The 15,114-nt window shown below is 55.1% G+C and carries 14 protein-coding genes; 2 read left to right on the forward strand and 12 right to left on the reverse strand.

Annotated elements, in window-relative coordinates; genetic code table 11:
- Positions 1-27: 27 nt before the first annotated feature.
- A complete protein-coding gene (ilvD, locus tag NITSA_RS00210; RefSeq protein WP_013553008.1) occupies positions 28-1,716 on the forward strand; it encodes a dihydroxy-acid dehydratase in 1,689 nt (562 codons plus the stop codon).
- A gap of 174 nt (positions 1,717-1,890) precedes the next feature.
- Here ilvD and NITSA_RS00215 read toward each other — a convergent pair whose 3' ends face one another.
- A complete protein-coding gene (locus NITSA_RS00215) occupies positions 1,891-3,561 on the reverse strand; it encodes a C40 family peptidase (protein WP_013553009.1) in 1,671 nt (556 codons plus the stop codon).
- Between the two features lie 400 nt (positions 3,562-3,961).
- Here NITSA_RS00215 and NITSA_RS00220 point away from each other — a divergent pair, with 400 nt between their 5' ends.
- Complete coding sequence (locus tag NITSA_RS00220) at positions 3,962-4,351, forward strand: hypothetical protein (RefSeq protein WP_042203530.1); 390 nt, start codon at positions 3,962-3,964, stop codon at positions 4,349-4,351.
- 27 nt (positions 4,352-4,378) lie between these two features.
- Here NITSA_RS00220 and rplT read toward each other — a convergent pair whose 3' ends face one another.
- From rplT to NITSA_RS00275, 11 genes are all read right to left on the reverse strand, one after another.
- Positions 4,379-4,735, reverse strand: a complete 357-nt coding sequence (gene rplT, locus NITSA_RS00225; RefSeq protein ID WP_013553011.1) for a 50S ribosomal protein L20 — start codon at positions 4,733-4,735, stop codon at positions 4,379-4,381.
- Positions 4,736-4,833: 98 nt separating this feature from the next.
- Positions 4,834-5,028, reverse strand: a complete 195-nt coding sequence (rpmI, locus tag NITSA_RS00230; protein WP_013553012.1) for a 50S ribosomal protein L35 — start codon at positions 5,026-5,028, stop codon at positions 4,834-4,836.
- A gap of 94 nt (positions 5,029-5,122) precedes the next feature.
- Positions 5,123-7,471 carry an ATP-binding protein gene (locus tag NITSA_RS00235; RefSeq protein WP_013553013.1) on the reverse strand — a complete coding sequence of 783 codons (2,349 nt, stop codon included), beginning with the start codon at positions 7,469-7,471 and terminating at the stop codon, positions 5,123-5,125.
- A gap of 25 nt (positions 7,472-7,496) precedes the next feature.
- On the reverse strand, positions 7,497-8,060 hold the full coding sequence (locus NITSA_RS00240) for a prepilin-type N-terminal cleavage/methylation domain-containing protein (RefSeq protein WP_013553014.1): 564 nt from the start codon (positions 8,058-8,060) through the stop codon (positions 7,497-7,499).
- A 1-nt stretch (position 8,061) separates the two neighbouring features.
- Positions 8,062-9,573: a GspE/PulE family protein gene (locus tag NITSA_RS00245; protein WP_042203531.1), complete on the reverse strand. Its 1,512-nt coding sequence runs from the start codon at positions 9,571-9,573 to the stop codon at positions 8,062-8,064.
- An 11-nt stretch (positions 9,574-9,584) separates the two neighbouring features.
- On the reverse strand, positions 9,585-11,579 hold the full coding sequence (gene gspD / locus NITSA_RS00250) for a type II secretion system secretin GspD (RefSeq protein ID WP_013553016.1): 1,995 nt from the start codon (positions 11,577-11,579) through the stop codon (positions 9,585-9,587).
- Positions 11,566-12,396, reverse strand: coding sequence for a PDZ domain-containing protein (locus NITSA_RS00255; protein WP_013553017.1), 831 nt, complete (start codon positions 12,394-12,396; stop codon positions 11,566-11,568). The genes gspD and NITSA_RS00255 overlap by 14 nt, the downstream gene beginning before the upstream one ends.
- Entirely contained in the window at positions 12,380-12,895 is a 516-nt protein-coding gene (locus NITSA_RS00260; RefSeq protein WP_013553018.1) for a hypothetical protein, read from the reverse strand. Before NITSA_RS00260 ends, NITSA_RS00255 begins: the two co-directional genes overlap by 17 nt.
- Positions 12,883-13,284: a hypothetical protein gene (locus NITSA_RS00265; protein ID WP_013553019.1), complete on the reverse strand. Its 402-nt coding sequence runs from the start codon at positions 13,282-13,284 to the stop codon at positions 12,883-12,885. Before NITSA_RS00265 ends, NITSA_RS00260 begins: the two co-directional genes overlap by 13 nt.
- Complete coding sequence (locus NITSA_RS00270; protein WP_013553020.1) at positions 13,281-14,216, reverse strand: hypothetical protein; 936 nt, start codon at positions 14,214-14,216, stop codon at positions 13,281-13,283. Before NITSA_RS00270 ends, NITSA_RS00265 begins: the two co-directional genes overlap by 4 nt.
- Positions 14,200-15,099 carry a pilus assembly FimT family protein gene (locus NITSA_RS00275; RefSeq protein ID WP_013553021.1) on the reverse strand — a complete coding sequence of 300 codons (900 nt, stop codon included), beginning with the start codon at positions 15,097-15,099 and terminating at the stop codon, positions 14,200-14,202. Before NITSA_RS00275 ends, NITSA_RS00270 begins: the two co-directional genes overlap by 17 nt.
- Between the last annotated feature and the right edge of the window lie 15 nt (positions 15,100-15,114).

A 15,114-nucleotide genomic window follows, 5' to 3' on the forward strand; every position in this document is an offset into this window, starting at 1 on the left:
GATTATTTTATGCCAAAGGACGTGCTTATGCGTAGTGACGAAATCAAAAAAGGTTATGACCGAGCCCCCCACCGGAGTCTGCTCCGGGCGATCGGGCTCAAAGACGAGGATTTCGACAAACCCTTTATCGGGGTTGCCAACTCCTATACCGATATGGTCCCCGGGCACTTCTTTCTCAACAAGGTCGCCCAGATCATCAAAGAGGAGATCCGCGCCCAGGGGTGTGTCCCCTTCGAATTCAATACCATTGGCGTGGACGACGGGATCGCTATGGGGCATGACGGAATGCTCTACTCCCTACCCAGCCGGGAGATCATCGCCAATGCTGTGGAGACGATGATGAACGCCCACAAGCTCGACGCGATGATTGCCATCCCCAACTGTGACAAGATCGTTCCCGGGATGATCATGGGAGCCCTGCGGGTCAATGTCCCCACCGTCTTCGTCAGTGGGGGCCCTATGGCAGCGGGCCATTTGAAAGATGGAACTCCCATCGACCTGGCGACAGTCTTCGAAGGGGTCGGACAGTATGAGGCCGGAGAGATCGACGAGCAGACGCTGATCGAGATGGAGTGCAACGCCTGCCCCGGCGGCGGCAGCTGCTCGGGAATGTTTACCGCCAACAGTATGAATACCCTGATGGAGGCGATGGGGATCGCCCTGCCCGGCAACGGAACCATCCCGGCCCTCACTCCCGAGCGGGAAGAGCTCTACCGCAAAGCGGCCCGGCGTATCTGCGAAATCGCCAAAGCCGAGCAGAGCGAATATGAGCGTTTCAAGATCCGCAACATCCTCAACGAAAAAGCGGTGCGCAACGCCTTTGCCGTGGATATGGCTATGGGTGGAAGCTCCAACACCGTGTTGCATATGCTGGCCATCGCCGATGAAGCCGGGGTGGACTTCAACATCGGCGATATCAACGAGATCAGCAAACACGTCGCCCATATCGCCAAAATCTCCCCCTCACTGACGACGGTGCATATGGAGGATATCAACAAGGCCGGGGGTGTTTCGGCCGTGATGCACGAGATGAAACGACGTCGAGACAGCGTACTGCAAGACAATTTGACCGTCACGGGAGAGACCCTCTTCGAGCGGATTGCCGATGCGAAGATCCTCGACAGCGAAATCATCCACAGCATCGAAAACCCCTACTCCGAGGTAGGCGGCCTGGCGATCCTCTTCGGCAATCTGGCGGAGCAGGGAGCCGTGATCAAGACAGCCGGCATCGTCGGGGAGCGGAGCTTCACCGGCAAGGCGATCTGTTTCGACAGTCAGCAGGAGGCGATCGAGGGGATCACCTCGGGCAAGGTCAAACCGGGACACGTCGTAGTCATCCGCTACGAAGGGCCCAAGGGCGGCCCCGGTATGCAGGAGATGCTCGCTCCGACAAGTCTCATTATGGGAATGGGATTGGGAGACAAAGTGGCGCTGATCACCGACGGACGCTTCAGTGGAGCGACCCGGGGAGCCAGTATCGGCCACGTCTCTCCCGAAGCGGCCGAAGGAGGAATGATCGGCCTGCTCAAGGATGGTGATGAGATCCATCTGGATGTGGATAAATATATCCTGGAAGTCCGCCTGAGCGACGAGGAGATCGAAAAGAGACGCAAGGAGTTCACACCCAAAGTCAAGCCCCTCTCCAGCCGCTGGCTGCGCCAGTATCGCGCCTTGGTTACCAATGCCAGCCGCGGAGCGGTCCTCGTAGCGGAGTAGATCCGCACTCCCCTCCCCTATTCTTCCTTCCCTACATTTTTATTTCAACGCTTACTTATTACCTAGTGGGGTAATAGTATCTCTTGAGAGAATACCGTGGAAAGAGTCTCGGCTCTTCGATTATATTATAGAAGAGATGAGAAGTGGATTGAGTCGTTTTCTTTTAGAGCCGAATCAGTCGACCCGGCGTCCCCACTTGAAGCGGTTCCGATAAAAGGGGTGGTTGAGGAAACTGGTGATGACGACGCGATGCCGCGCGCTGCTGGCGTGAATGAACTTGTGGTTGCCTATATAGATCCCTACATGGTTGACATAACCCCGCCGCCGGTGTGATGTATCGAAGAAGATGAGATCCCCGGGTTTGAGATTGCGATAGGTGACATACTTTCCGTAATAGGCCTGTTTTCTTGAAACCCGAGGAAGGCGAACCCCTTTTGATTTTCTCATAACATATTGGGTGAAGCCGGAGCAGTCGAAGGTATTGGGCCCCTCGGCTCCCCAGACGTAGCGACGGCCGAGGTAGCGCTTGGCGATACGGATGACATTGTAGTCACCGCCTTTAGAGCCTCCCCCGCTTCCGTTGAGTGCTGCTAGGGCATTATGGATTCTTCGATCGGCGCTCTTCCTTTTTAAACGGCTTTTCTTTGCCAAGTGTGTTTTTTTAACCTTTTTCTTTTTGACAGCTACTTTTGTCTTTTTTTTGCTCGAAGGATGCTTTGTCGCGATGTGGACAGTGGAGACTTCCCGGCTCCCTACGGCGAGTTTCATTCCGCTGCGAAGCGGAGTTCCCTTCCCGAGATGGTTGAGTTTGCGCAATTCAGCGATGGAGATTTTGTGTTTTTTGGCGATTTTCCAGAGGCTGTCTCCGTGTTTGACCGTGTAATAGACGGTCTCTTTTTTGACGGTCGGTGCGGGAGCCGGAGCGGCTTTGATGACGAGCTTCATCCCGCTGCGCAGCGGAGTCCCCTTTTTCAAGTGATTGAGTTTGCGCAGTTCAGCGATGGAGATTTTGTGTTTTTTGGCGATTTTCCAGAGGTTGTCTCCGTGTTTGACCGTATAGGTCAGGAGTTGGGCTTTGGGCTGCGCCTTCGGCTTTTTCTCTGCGAGGCTCGCTTTTTTCTCTTTTTGGTGAGGCCGGTAGGAGACTCCGGGGATCTTGAGCTCTTGGCCGGGATGGATAATATCCGTCGGAGTGATGCCATTGAGGCTCATAAGGTCTTCGAGCGGGGTATGGTATTTGCGGGCAATGGAGAATAAGGTATCACCGGATTGGACGGTATAGCGGACCGTTTGTCTTTTTTGCTTCTCTTTTTTGGCAACGGTGCTTTTGGGAGCGTTCTTCTTATTCTTCTCACTCTTGTATGCCTTGGGGATTTTAAGCGTCTGGCCTATGCGGATCAGGGCTCCTCGCTTCAGTCCGTTTGCTTCCATAAGTTCCCGGGTCGTAAGACCGTGCTCCTGAGCAATGGTTGAGAGGGTGTCTCCTCCCTGGACTTTGTACGTCTCCTCGCTCTTGACCGTTTTCCGTGGAGCTTTGTGTTTTGGTTTTTGTATTTTTTCTTTTTTGGCGACTTTTTTGACGGATTTTTGGGTGGAGTCCTGCGGCTCTGTCGCGGGGATGAGGAGTTTTTGCCCCGGACGAATCAGGCTGTCGGCCTCCAGGTTGTTGGCATCGAGCAAGCTGCGCAGAGGCAGATGGAAACGATGGGCTATCCCCGATAGAGAGTCACCGCTTTGGATCGTATAGTGTCTGCCTTCCAAGGGCAGAGAAGTGGGGGTCCGGCTGGCATTGACCCAGGCGGGAAGGGCTCCCATCAAGAGAAGAGAAACGATTATCCTATTCATCAGTGAATCCTTTTTTATCTTGCGTCCCCTTGATTTTGAATAAATACTAAAAAATATTACTTCCCAAGTATAGCACAGATAATCCTTCAAACAGGATAGGAACTCTGTTTTAATCCGCTAGACTGGTGGGACGGGACTGAACGGTTGAGTATTTGCATAATACGAATAGAATGATAGCGGCGAAAAAACAACGATTGGGCAACGATAGATTAATTATTGATAAAAGGGACGATCGATGAAAGGTCAGGATATAATTGAAGAGTGATCGACAAAGGAGGTGGCAAAGATGGTGATGAGACCCTGGATCGGAATTTTGCTTTTATCTCTATTGACGGGATGTGGTGTGAATAGTTCGTCGGAAAAGGAGAGGGCCAAAAGCGCTCAGCCATCGGAGAGTGGAGTGAAAAAGGAAGGGGCCGTTCTGATGCCCAGGGCTTCCTACCCTGCCGCACCTCCCCCCTCCTCTGTGACAAAGAGCACCCCTTACTCCGGAACGGCCCATCGGCTGGAAAGTTTGGGGATTGAGGTGGAGCCGGGCCGCATTGTCATCAATACAGGTAAAGCCCGTGAAGTTTTGAACAAGCTGAGCTGCCAGCTCCGCCAGGAGATCGCTCCTCATCCTGATTCCGGAAATGCTTCGAGTGTCTCTATTCCCGATCTAGGGATAGCCGTTTCCCACGATAAAGTGGAGATCGATTTGAACAAAACGAAAAATTTTATGGAGAAATGGTTCGGAATTATGGAAGATTTGACGGAAGAGGTGAACCGTTCACTCGCCCCTCTTCATTGAGGAGCCGGGTGATGGTTCGTCGAAGGGTTACTTCGCCAGGGCTGCTTTGGAAGCTTCGGCAACCTTGCTAAATGCCGCAGGGTTGTTCATCGCCATATCGGCAAGTACTTTGCGGTCCAGCTCGATGCCGGCCAGTTTCAAGCCGTGCATAAAGCGGGAGTAGTTCATGTCGTTCAGACGTGCGGCCGCATTGATCCGGATGATCCAGAGTTTGCGGAAGTCACGTTTTTTCTGTCTTCTGTCTCTATAGGCATAGACCAGAGAGCGCTCGAGCTGCTCCTTGGCCTTTCTGAAATGCTTGCGGCGTCCGCTGTAGAATCCGCGGGCCTGCTTCAGCAGTTTTTTATGCCGTCGATGGCGGGTCATTCCGTTCTTTACTCTCATTGTTGCTTTCCTTTACCGTAAATTTTTCTTTAAATTTCGGTGTCGGGCATTCTCTCTGCCCGAACTTGCCCCTGATCGGGGGAGCTTGCGGGATCGTCTTAGCCGACGATCATCTCTTTGATGTTTTTGGCATCGGCCTGGTCGACATATTTGGGCTTGCGCATCTGACGATGGTGCTTGCCGTCTACTTTGGTCAAGATGTGGCTGCGATAAGCGGTTCCGCGCTTGATCTTGCCGCTCTTCTTGATCTTGAAGCGTTTGACGGCGCCCTTGACGCTCTTCATCTTAGGCATGATGGTCCTTTCTGAAATGTTTATTTCCTACAGAGATAGAAAATGGGACGATATTATACCCGCTCTCGCTGAGAGAGTGCTGAGGCGACCGCTCCTACAGCTCGGGCCGCCAGACGAGAGCGATGGTTTCGATGTGGATGTCGCTCTTTTTGGGGCGGAGGCTGAACTCCTCGACGGGGTAGTTCTCCAGGGAATACTCCTCGTCGATGGCGTCGATCTTCTCTTCGAGTTCTGCTTCCAGATCCTCGAGTTTGTTCTGCAGCTCTTGGAAACGCTGCTGGGCCCGGCTCAGATCACCCCCCTCTTTGAGGACCCGTCCGCTGCGGTTGATGGCGGTGCCGATCTTGCTGGCCGAGGGTCCCCTGCCCCCAAAGAGCGCCCCCAGGATCGACGCGCCCACACTGATCAGGGAGCTGGTGCGGTCGGCTTTTTCCTTCTCGATCTGCTCCTGGGTACGCCGGAGGCGATCTTTGAGCCGCTCCTCCTTGGCGGCGTAGCGCTCTTTGAGCTTCTCCAACGCTTCCTCTTTGAGTTCGTCGAGCCGGTCGCGGACCCGGACCAGGAAATCGGAACGGCTCTCTCCCGGTTTGGATTCCATTTTGAGCCGGCGGTTGCGGTAGAGGGTCAGGCGGAGAGTCTGATAGAGCTCATTTTGGAGGGCTCTGGCGCTCTTTTTGAGGCCGGGGTCCTGGCTGATGAATCCCGGCAGAGGGGCGAAGCGTCCCTGGGCGGGTGCCTTGACGGGCCAGCGCTCGAAGGGGAGCTCTTCGCTCTCCTTCTCCTCCCAGTTCGGGGCGCTCATCTCCGGTTCCAGTCGGAGCCAGTCGGTTTCGGCGAGGGTGTGATCGAAGCCCCGGCTTTGGTCGTGGAACTCCACCCGGCAATGGGCCGCCAACCAGGGGGAAAAGCGGAGCGTGCCTGAAGGGTCCGGCTCGAAGTGCTGGGGGGTCGAAGTGGGGAGCACTGGAGCGGGCCCGTAACCGTCGGTGGAGGGAGCGGCTGCAGTCGGTTTGACCGAAGTTTCACTCTCTTCTTTGTATGCCTGCATCAGTGCGGAGATCTCCTTGCGAGTCAAGGGGCCCTTGAGATAGCTCATCGCCCAGCGGGTCGTGAAGAGGCGGATCCCTTCGAGGTGGGCGCTTTTGAGGAAGAAGGTCCGTTTGGGGAGGTTGGCCAGGTATTTGGCGATCGCTTCGCGGCTCATCTGTTCGTCGGCCTTGCCTCCCAGCCCGTCGATGACCCGGTCGATGTCCTGGCGGGTCTGGAGTCGCCCGATGAACCAGGTGCCGATATTGGCCAGGCCTTTGTAGTCGAGGTCCACGGGGTTCTGGGTGCTCAGGACGATGCCGACACCGTAGGCCCTGGCCTGCTTGAGCAGGGTGATCATCGGCTCTTTGGAGGGCGGGTTCTTCACCGGCGGGAAAAAGCCGTAGATCTCATCCATATAGAGCAGGGTCCGCAGACGGGTCGAGCCGCTTTGGCGCCGCATCCAGGCGATGTATTTATTCAGTAGCAGCGTGACGAAGAACATCCGCTCGTCGTCGCTGAGATGGGAAATGGTGAAGATGGCGATCTTCGCCCTCCCCTCCCCGTCGTAGAGGAGCTTTTGCATATCGAGGGCTTCGCCGCTGAGCCAATTGACGAAGCCGGGAGAGGCGATGACGGCATTGAAGCGTGTGGCGAAGGCGAAACGCTCCTTTTCGGGGTAGAAACTCTCCAGAGGGAGGACGCCGATCTTTTTGAAGGAAGGGTTGATGATGCGTCCGATCAGCCCTTCGAGGTTGAGGCTCTCTCCGGTGCCCCAGGCGTGCATAATGACCTGGGAGAGGAGGATATACTCCTTGGACTCCAGCGGGTCGGCTTCGATTCCCAAGAGGGCCAGCAGGCCGCTGACGGTGCTTTTGATATAGGCCGAGAGGCTGTCGGCATCCTCGAGGATCTCCGCCGGAGGGGCTTCGAGGGAGCTGACAATGTTGACGGGGATCCCGGCCTGGCTCCCAGGAGTATAGATGTGCTTGGGGACCGCCTGGAATCGGGCGACCCTCTCGCTGTCCTGCCCCCAGCTCTCGATCCCTTCTTTCCACGTCTTGGCAGTCTCTTGTGCCAGGGTTTCGGGGGCTTCACCCTTGCTTTTGGCCTCCTCCTCGACCCAGGGTAGGAAACTTTCGGGACGGAACTGGGGGTCGGTGAGGCAGAGATCCCCCATATCCCCTTTGGGGTCGATGACGATGGAGGGGATGTTATCGATGGCGGCCTCTTCGAGCAGGTCGATCCCCAGGCCGGTCTTCCCGCTGCCGGTCATCCCGATGATGGCGGCGTGGGTGGTGAAGTTTTTGTTCTTGAGCAGGGTCAAGATGTCGGTAGGTTCCATAGAGTCGGGGTCGACATCCTTGCCCAGATAGAAGAGCCCTGCCTTTTCGTAGATACTTTTGAGATTGTTCATCCTTTTCCTCCTTCTGATCTTTGGCTTAACGGTTTGGGGTTTGCCTCTTCCCGTTTTTGGGTGCTGGTTTCTTCTTCGGCGGCTTTTTGGGGGCGACAAGGCCCTGGAGCAAAAAGGCATAGGGCTCTTTCCCCTCTTCCTGCATAGCTACCAGGACCTCTCCTTTGCGCCGGGTAATGTCAAAGAGACGCATCGGGCCCATCACCCTGTCGATCGCCACGTGATCACCGCTTCGAAGAGGCAGGCGGTAGTCTCCCCCTTCCACACGGATCAGTTCCCTTCCCTCCTTGAGAACGAGCCAGCAGACCCGGGGGTTGGGAAGGTCGTAGAGGGTATGGGCGGTCCGGTTGATGCAGAGACGGTCGTACTCTCCTTTGACCAGCGTGAGGTTGCCGTCACTGGAGAGGAGGTCCCGGTAGAGGGCCATGACGACCCGATCCCGGTTCATCGCTTTGACGAGGTGCTCGTGGAGATTGCGGTTGGAGCTGCGTTGGACATCCAGGCTTTGATAGAGCCCCAGCAGGACCAGAGAGATCAGAAGAATGGAGATCAGCACCTCGATGAGGGTGAAGGCGCCGCGTCGGGTCATTTCACCCGTCCATCAGCCCTACCCGCAGGGCCTCTTCATAGCTGGTGCTCCCCTCGATGACCATCTCCCGGAGCCGGTCGGAGATGGTCCGCATGCCGGTCGCTTTCATCCGCTCACGGATCTCGTGGTCGTTGAGCCCTTTGTCCATCATGTTTTTGACCTCATCGTCGATGAGGAAGAGTTCTCCGACGGCTTGGCGTCCCCGGTATCCGGTGTAGTCGCATTGGCTGCAGCCTACCGCCCGGTAATACCGGCCTTCGGGATCGAGCCCCGCTTCGAGGGCCTGGGCCGGATCGAGTCGTGTCGGAGCTTTGCAGTGGGGGCAGAGGCGTCGGGCCAGGCGCTGGGCCAGGACCCCCAGGAGGGTCGAAGCCAGGAGATAACTCTCGATTCCCATATCCATAAGCCGGGTGATGGCGGAGGTGGCGTCGTTGGTATGGAGTGTCGAGAGCATCAGGTGCCCGGTCAGAGAAGCCTGCACGGCGATCTGGGCGGTTTCCCGGTCCCGGATCTCCCCTACCATCACCACATCGGGGTCCTGGCGCAAAATGGAGCGCAGCCCCGAGGCGAAAGTCAGCCCCACCTTTTCGTTGACCTGGATCTGGTTGATGTTTTCAGCGTTATACTCGACGGGATCTTCGATGGTGATGAGGTTTTTATCGGGGGAGTTAATGGTTTGCAAAAAAGAGTGTAGGGTCGTCGATTTTCCCGAACCGGTGGGGCCGGTGACGAGGATCATCCCGTGGGAGTGGGTCAGGAGCCGATTGAAGGCTTCGGTGAGCTCCGGATCAAAGCCGAGCTCTTCGAGACCGGGGATATGCTCGCTCTGCATCAAGATCCGCATAACCACCCGTTCGCCATGATAGGTGGGAAGCACCGAGACCCGCACATCCAGTGTATTGCCGGAGATGCTCACCTGGGTGCGTCCATCCTGGGGGGTCCGCTTTTCGGAGATGTCGAGGCTGGAGATGACCTTGATCCGGTTGATCACGAGCTGGGTGATCCGCCGATCTAGGTCCAAGTGTTTTTTGAGAGCCCCGTCGATTCGGAGGCGAACTTCCCCCTTGCGCTCATGGGATTCGATATGGATGTCGCTGGCTCCTTTCTTGATTGCTTGGAAAAAGAGGGAGTTGACCAGCTTGATGACCGGCGCTGAGGCTTCGCTGGAGAGGAGATCCTGGGCGTTCTGGATAAACTCCAGTAGCTCCGACTCCGCTTCGATCAGTTCCTCTGAACCCGTTTCCATCTCCTCGAAGTCATTACTGGTTTGAAGTTCGAGAAATTTGTTTTTGAGGCGGTCAAAACTCTCTTTATCGGTCTGATAGGCCGGAATCTTCAGTCCCAGACGTGCCAATTGGTTGAGTCCCTCGGCCATATGCTCCGGGTGGAGGATTGCCACGGGTTTCTCATCGATCAGTGCAAAGAGGAGATGATGCTTCAGGGCGGTTTTATGATCGATCTCTTCGCTCCACCAAGGTTCGAAGTCTCGGTCTTTTAGCTGGGGAATCCGCATTGTCTCTTCCATCAGGGTCTGGAGTTGAGAATGCTTAGAGGGTTTTGGGAACCGGTGCCCGCCTGAGGATGAGGGACAGCACTTCCCGGATGCATATTTTGCTGCTGCGCCGCGTTTTTGTCGAACATTTGATTGTATCCTGTGTTCCCCCGATGACGCATCCGTTCCCTAATGAAGCGGCTATAGCGATGTTGGATCGACTCCAGGTTACTTAGGAAGTGGCGCAAGCGGGTAAGATCAGAACTTCTCCTCACAACATAGGGGGTGAGGTAAATGACCAGATCGACTTTGCGCTGAGCGGTCCCCTCATCCCGGAAAAGACGCCCGATAATGGGGATATCACCGAAGAAGGGGACTTTGTTGTGGGCTGCTCCTGTAAGATTCTTTATCAGGCCTCCGAGAATGACCGTCTGTCCGTTGCGCACGGTGGCGTTGGTGGTGATGGTCCGTTTGGTTGTCGTGGGGGTGGGGCTGTTGTACCCGCTGCTGTCATCCACATCTTCGATGATGGCATCGACTTTGAGGGCCACTTTGTTGTTGCTGGAAAGTCTCGGTTTGACTTTGAGGGTCAGACCGATATCTTCCCGTTCATAATTGTTGCGGGAGAGGTCATTTTTGTTGTCACCGGCGGTGGAACTGGTGAGGATGGACCGGGTCTCTCCGACAAAGAGTTCCGATTCCATATTATTGGTACAGAGGATGGAGGGTTCACTCAAAACGTGGGCTGCACCGTCTTGCTGAAGAAGGTCGATATTGATTCCGAGGGCAAAGAGGGATTTGACATCGCTCAATGAAAAGGCATTGTCATCGCTTTGTTGGACGAGGGACATAAGTCTTTGGGATATATTGACCGCTTCACCGCCCATATTGCCTCCGACGGAAATGAGCCCGTGAGAAGTGAGCCATCCTCCCGTGATCCCGTATTTGGCTCCAATGGCTCTTGCTTTTTTACTGTTGATCTCCACGACACGGGCTTTAATAAAGACTTGGGGTTTTTCCACATCGATGCGGTGGATGACCTGCATAATGTTTTGATACTGTTCTCCCGTGGCGAGGACGATGAGGGCGTTACGCTCGACATCGGCGACTACCATCGCTTTTTGGGGGGCTCCTTTGCCTCTGTGTGCGTTTTTGGTACTCATGTTGTTCATCTGGGCCACCAGTTTGCCCAGGATCTTCTCCATATCTTCCACATTGGAGTTTTTGAGGGGGATCACGTACATCTTTTGGGTGACACTCTGGCCTTCCCGATCCAATTGATGGATATATTCGGCCATTTTTTTTACATTGCGTTCATTACCCACGAGGATGATGGAGTTGCTGGCCTCATCTTTGAAAACTCCGACCTTCTCACTGGGAATAGTCTGAGGGAAGAGCTGTTTGGCCATACTCGCGGCGTTGGCGTAAACGTCTTTAACGCCAGCATGTTTGAGCTTGACGACCATGGAACCTTTCTGGCCAGCCGTTTCAATCGAGTCGATAAGCATCTTGATTGATTTAAGTGTCTTGGGATAGGCGGTGATGGCCAGGACGTTGTTCTCTTTGAAGGAGACCGCTTTGGCATTTCGACCGAGCAGCGGCCTGATCTTGGCCCGGATCACAGCGGCATTACTACTTTTGAGGGGGAAAAGGACTGTTTTCATCGTCTCTCCCTGAACGCTTTTGTCCACCTTGAGCCCCATACTTGCTGCTTCGCTGGCTTTGACGACCTCCATGAAATCCCCATGGTCGATCAGAGCGTAACCTTTACTCGCCAGGATCGAGTTGGCCAGGGAGAAGAGGGAATCCTTTTTGATAGGATGATTGGCGATGAAGTTGATCTTTCCCTTGAGGGATCCGTTGATGAGAATGTTCTTCCCGGTGATTTTGCCGATCATTTCAACAAATTGCTGAACGCCCATGTTGCGAATATTGAGTTTAATTCCCCCATTGCTGGTTTCTACCTGTCCCCAGAGAAGAGAGAAGCTGATCAGGGTGGTGATCAAAAGTTGTTTATTGAATTTCATAGTTAAGTTCTACCTCGCTGTTTTTTCGTTTGACAGTGATACTGAGTTCATCGAGAGAGTCGGAAGAGCGATAGAGTTCCATGACGGTTCCCAAATCCTGGATCGGCTCTCCGTTGATGGCGGTGATGATATCCCCGCGCTGCAGGCCCAACTTTTCGAAAACGCTTCCTCTCTTGACAAAGCGGACACGAAATCCTGCGATATTGTTCCCTCTCTTTTGCGGGACGATCCCAATGTTTTTCCATATTTTATCGACATTTTTGGTGTAATCGTGAATGAGGGTTTTGGGTACGATGGTCACATCCCCGTCCCGACGTATCTCTTTTGCCGAGGATGTCGCTTCCGCTTGGGCATCCGGGCCGGGAACCGAGACCGTGGCTTTTCCCAGGGGCGTCTCTTTGATCACCAGCCGATACGTATGTCCATTTTTTTCTAAAACGGCATAGCGATCTCCCACCTCTTTGAGTCGATAACCGAGGAGCTCTTCTCCCAGTCGGACCACGTAGGATTTGTTCCCCTTTGCAATGACGGCGACGCTGCGCTGCGGTCCTTTGTAGACAGCTTGGAGCGTCAGGCTGCCGATCGATTCCCTCGGCTGGGGTCTGGGGTGGACGACGGGTTTGCGCAGTGCTTTGTCAGAAGCGATCCGGTAAGAGCGGGGAAGGGGTTTGACGAGCCTGCGACGTTCTTTTTCTACCCCCGAGAGGGGCAGAAAGAGAGTGCTGACGACGGTCCAGAGCAATGTGACAGCGGCGAGGATCAGCAGGAGGATCGCCCCCATCCTGATTAGGGGGGTAAACTTAGAATGTCCGTTCATAGTACCACCCCTTTTTGTCTTTCCGGAAGTATCGTTTGAGAACTCCCGGTTCCCCGGGCGCTGTCAGACGAAGAGAAATCTTACGGCTTTGCAGATCGATGCGCCCACTGATGTGTCCGAAATTGCCTTCCGCTTCGATGAAAACGGTTTCAGGGTGCCACAGCTTATGGACCAGTCTGGCTTTGCTCAGTTTGAGATCGAGGATCTTTTGAATATCGGGGGAGAGGAGAAAGGGGCCGGTATCCAGTTCGCTATAGAAGAGCAGGGTCCAGAAATCGGCCTCAGGGAGCTTCCCTATTCTGATACCCTGGGCGTAGAGCTCGGCATCGGTGATCTTGAGCCCGAAGGGTTTCCAGTGAAGTTTCTCTCCACTCAGGACGATCCCCCACTGGGAGAGCCGATGTTCGAGTAGATAGTAGATCCGCTCTTTCGGGGCCAGGATAATCAGCATGAGCCAAACAGCGATGATAAGGAGGAAAATACGCTTTACCATTTGCATCGGCACTCCATTGTGTACTGCTCACCCCGTCGTTGGACTTTCAGGGAGAGAATTTCTACGGGCAGACTCCCGATCCGGCTTATCAGCCTGTTGAGGTGGGGGCCGTCGAGCTTCTCGGCTTTGAGATGGGCTTTGTGCCGATCGACGGAGAAGAGGGTGAACGAGGAGGCCGGTACCACGCTTTTGAGCCGATTGAGCTTGGCGCGTATCCCTTTGCTGCTCCAGAGATGTTTGAGGTCCGAAACTTCCCGAATCTCAGCCAGGGTTGTCTTCGTTTCCGTCTGGAGGGCGCGGTAGTCGCGGGCCGCGCTCTGCCGATAGAAAAAGGCCGCCAGGGCCAGGAGCAGGGCACCCCCAAGCAGGAGTTCACGGGTTTGGAAGCGCATCATTTCCATTCTCCTTTTACCAGGAGGGTCTTCCCGTTGACCGTAGTGGAAAGCCCCGCCTCTTTCGCTAGCTTGACGAGGGTGGGAAGCTTGCGGGCCGATGTGTCGATCCTGGCTTCATACCCCTGGGGGGTGATCTCCAGAGAGGAGAGTCGGGAGTCTTTGCTTGTCAGGGAGCCGATGCTATGCAAGGCTTCCCGGAGTCTGCGTTGGGGACGGTCTAAGTCCCGATAACGTTGAAGAATATTGCGTCGGGTGATTCCGCTGGCGAGGGTGGGATGCTCGGCGAGGCTCTGCTCGAGAGGTTTCTGCAGCGCTTGTGCGGCACGATGATACTGCCACCCCTCCAGGGTCCAGGCGATCGCCAAAAGCAGCAGGGCGGTAGCGAGGATCCCTGTCTCTACCGGGCCCAGAAGAGTGTGGCGGCCTCCAAGGGGTAGGCCGAAGCCTTTGTTCGGACGTCTGAGTTGTTCTACGCTGATGCTCTGTTCTGGGCGATGTCCCGGAGAGAGCGGCAGGAGGGTTACGGTCCCTCCCAGATCGGCCAGGGCGAGTTCCTCGTTCAGCGGGAGCGGGGCCGTGAGCTGATCGCTGAACTGCTGGGCGAAATAGAGTTTCCCTATCTTCTCGGCATTCAACCCGGCTTTTTGGGCAGTCTCCAGGAGCTGACGGGGGTCATAGGCAAAGATTTGCCACCCCTCCTCACCTTTGAGCACTTCGTAGACCCACCCGAGCCCGGCTCCCAGATCCTCCATCAGAGAAGGGGCGATCTTTTTGGCCTGATAAGCGAAGCGCACGGGAAGAGGCTCCGACTTCAGCAGATAGAGGTCCGGGGCGATGATCAGATCGACCCGGGAGACGCTCTCGGTAAGGGAAAGGGGCGGCATCCCGCGATAGAGGGGGATCAGCGGCCGCTCACTACTTTGCCAACTCAAAATTGAGGATCCTTTGTTTGGAGTAATCAAAAGAGATATTATAGCGTCCCTCTCTAAAACTGTAGAGGAGTTCACAATGAACGTTGGCTTGGGGCAGCTTTCCCATCAACCAATCATAACGCTTGCTCTCTTCACCGATGGAGCGTAGAAACTTGTCCAGGTCCCCGAGGCGATAATCCTCTTTGACGATGGCCGGATCGATATTGAAAAGGTAGGCGACGGTTTGGGGATTGAGAAAATCTTTGTCCAGCTTTTGGGGTACCTTGCCCGGGGTTTGGATCAGGAAATAGTTGGACCACTCGATTCGATAGACATGCGGATCGTCGGCCAAAAACCGATAGTCGTCCAGCAGATTATGAAAGAGAGCGGGGGTCATACTGAAAGGGCGGGCATCCAGGTCGTCGGAAACTCCCAAGGAGAGATGACGACCCCTCAATTCCGCCTCCAGCATTGCCAGGAGCCGTTCCGGCTCTTTGAGCTCCGCCTGCTCGGCGAGCCGCTCGAAAAGTCCAAGCGCCAGATGATAGTACCGTTGATACTTGCCGTCTTCGTTCCTTCCTAGCCAGACGAGGGGGATACGATCCAAAAGAGGGGTGCATTGGGCTGTGAGGTTGTAATTGCCCTCTTTTTCCATAATGACGACCGGACTGGCATACAGGTTTCGCATCGCGCTTTTCGTGGGGTGGCCTTTCAGGTATTTCTCCAGGAAGTTTTGCACATCGGCACGGATCAGGTCGGACTGGATCAGGGCTGCCTGGGAGTCGGCTTTGTCCCGTGCCTCCTGGAGGTAGCCGAAGAGGACGGCGATCAGTGCCAGCATGGCGGCGATAACGGAAAGGGTAATGAGAAGGGTCACCCCCTTCCTCTGCCGTGCTTCTTTCATCTGTTTCGGACTTCC

Origin of the sequence: Nitratifractor salsuginis DSM 16511, assembly GCF_000186245.1 — a bacterium.
Lineage (GTDB): Bacteria > Campylobacterota > Campylobacteria > Campylobacterales > Sulfurovaceae > Nitratifractor > Nitratifractor salsuginis.

Bases quoted from the DNA above. Each gene is read 5' to 3' on its own strand.
- NITSA_RS00275 (WP_013553021.1), bottom strand. From the start codon at position 15,099: ATGAAAGAAGCACGGCAGAGGAAGGGGGTGACCCTTCTCATTACCCTT.
- NITSA_RS00215 (WP_013553009.1), bottom strand. From the start codon at position 3,561: ATGAATAGGATAATCGTTTCTCTTCTCTTGATGGGAGCCCTTCCCGCC.
- rpmI (WP_013553012.1), bottom strand. From the start codon at position 5,028: ATGCCTAAGATGAAGAGCGTCAAGGGCGCCGTCAAACGCTTCAAGATC.
- rplT (WP_013553011.1), bottom strand. From the start codon at position 4,735: ATGAGAGTAAAGAACGGAATGACCCGCCATCGACGGCATAAAAAACTG.
- NITSA_RS00240 (WP_013553014.1), bottom strand. From the start codon at position 8,060: ATGACCCGACGCGGCGCCTTCACCCTCATCGAGGTGCTGATCTCCATT.
- NITSA_RS00245 (WP_042203531.1), bottom strand. From the start codon at position 9,573: ATGCGGATTCCCCAGCTAAAAGACCGAGACTTCGAACCTTGGTGGAGC.
- gspD (WP_013553016.1), bottom strand. From the start codon at position 11,579: ATGAAATTCAATAAACAACTTTTGATCACCACCCTGATCAGCTTCTCT.
- NITSA_RS00260 (WP_013553018.1), bottom strand. From the start codon at position 12,895: ATGCAAATGGTAAAGCGTATTTTCCTCCTTATCATCGCTGTTTGGCTC.
- NITSA_RS00265 (WP_013553019.1), bottom strand. From the start codon at position 13,284: ATGATGCGCTTCCAAACCCGTGAACTCCTGCTTGGGGGTGCCCTGCTC.
- NITSA_RS00255 (WP_013553017.1), bottom strand. From the start codon at position 12,396: ATGAACGGACATTCTAAGTTTACCCCCCTAATCAGGATGGGGGCGATC.
- ilvD (WP_013553008.1), top strand. From the start codon at position 28: ATGCGTAGTGACGAAATCAAAAAAGGTTATGACCGAGCCCCCCACCGG.
- NITSA_RS00235 (WP_013553013.1), bottom strand. From the start codon at position 7,471: ATGAACAATCTCAAAAGTATCTACGAAAAGGCAGGGCTCTTCTATCTG.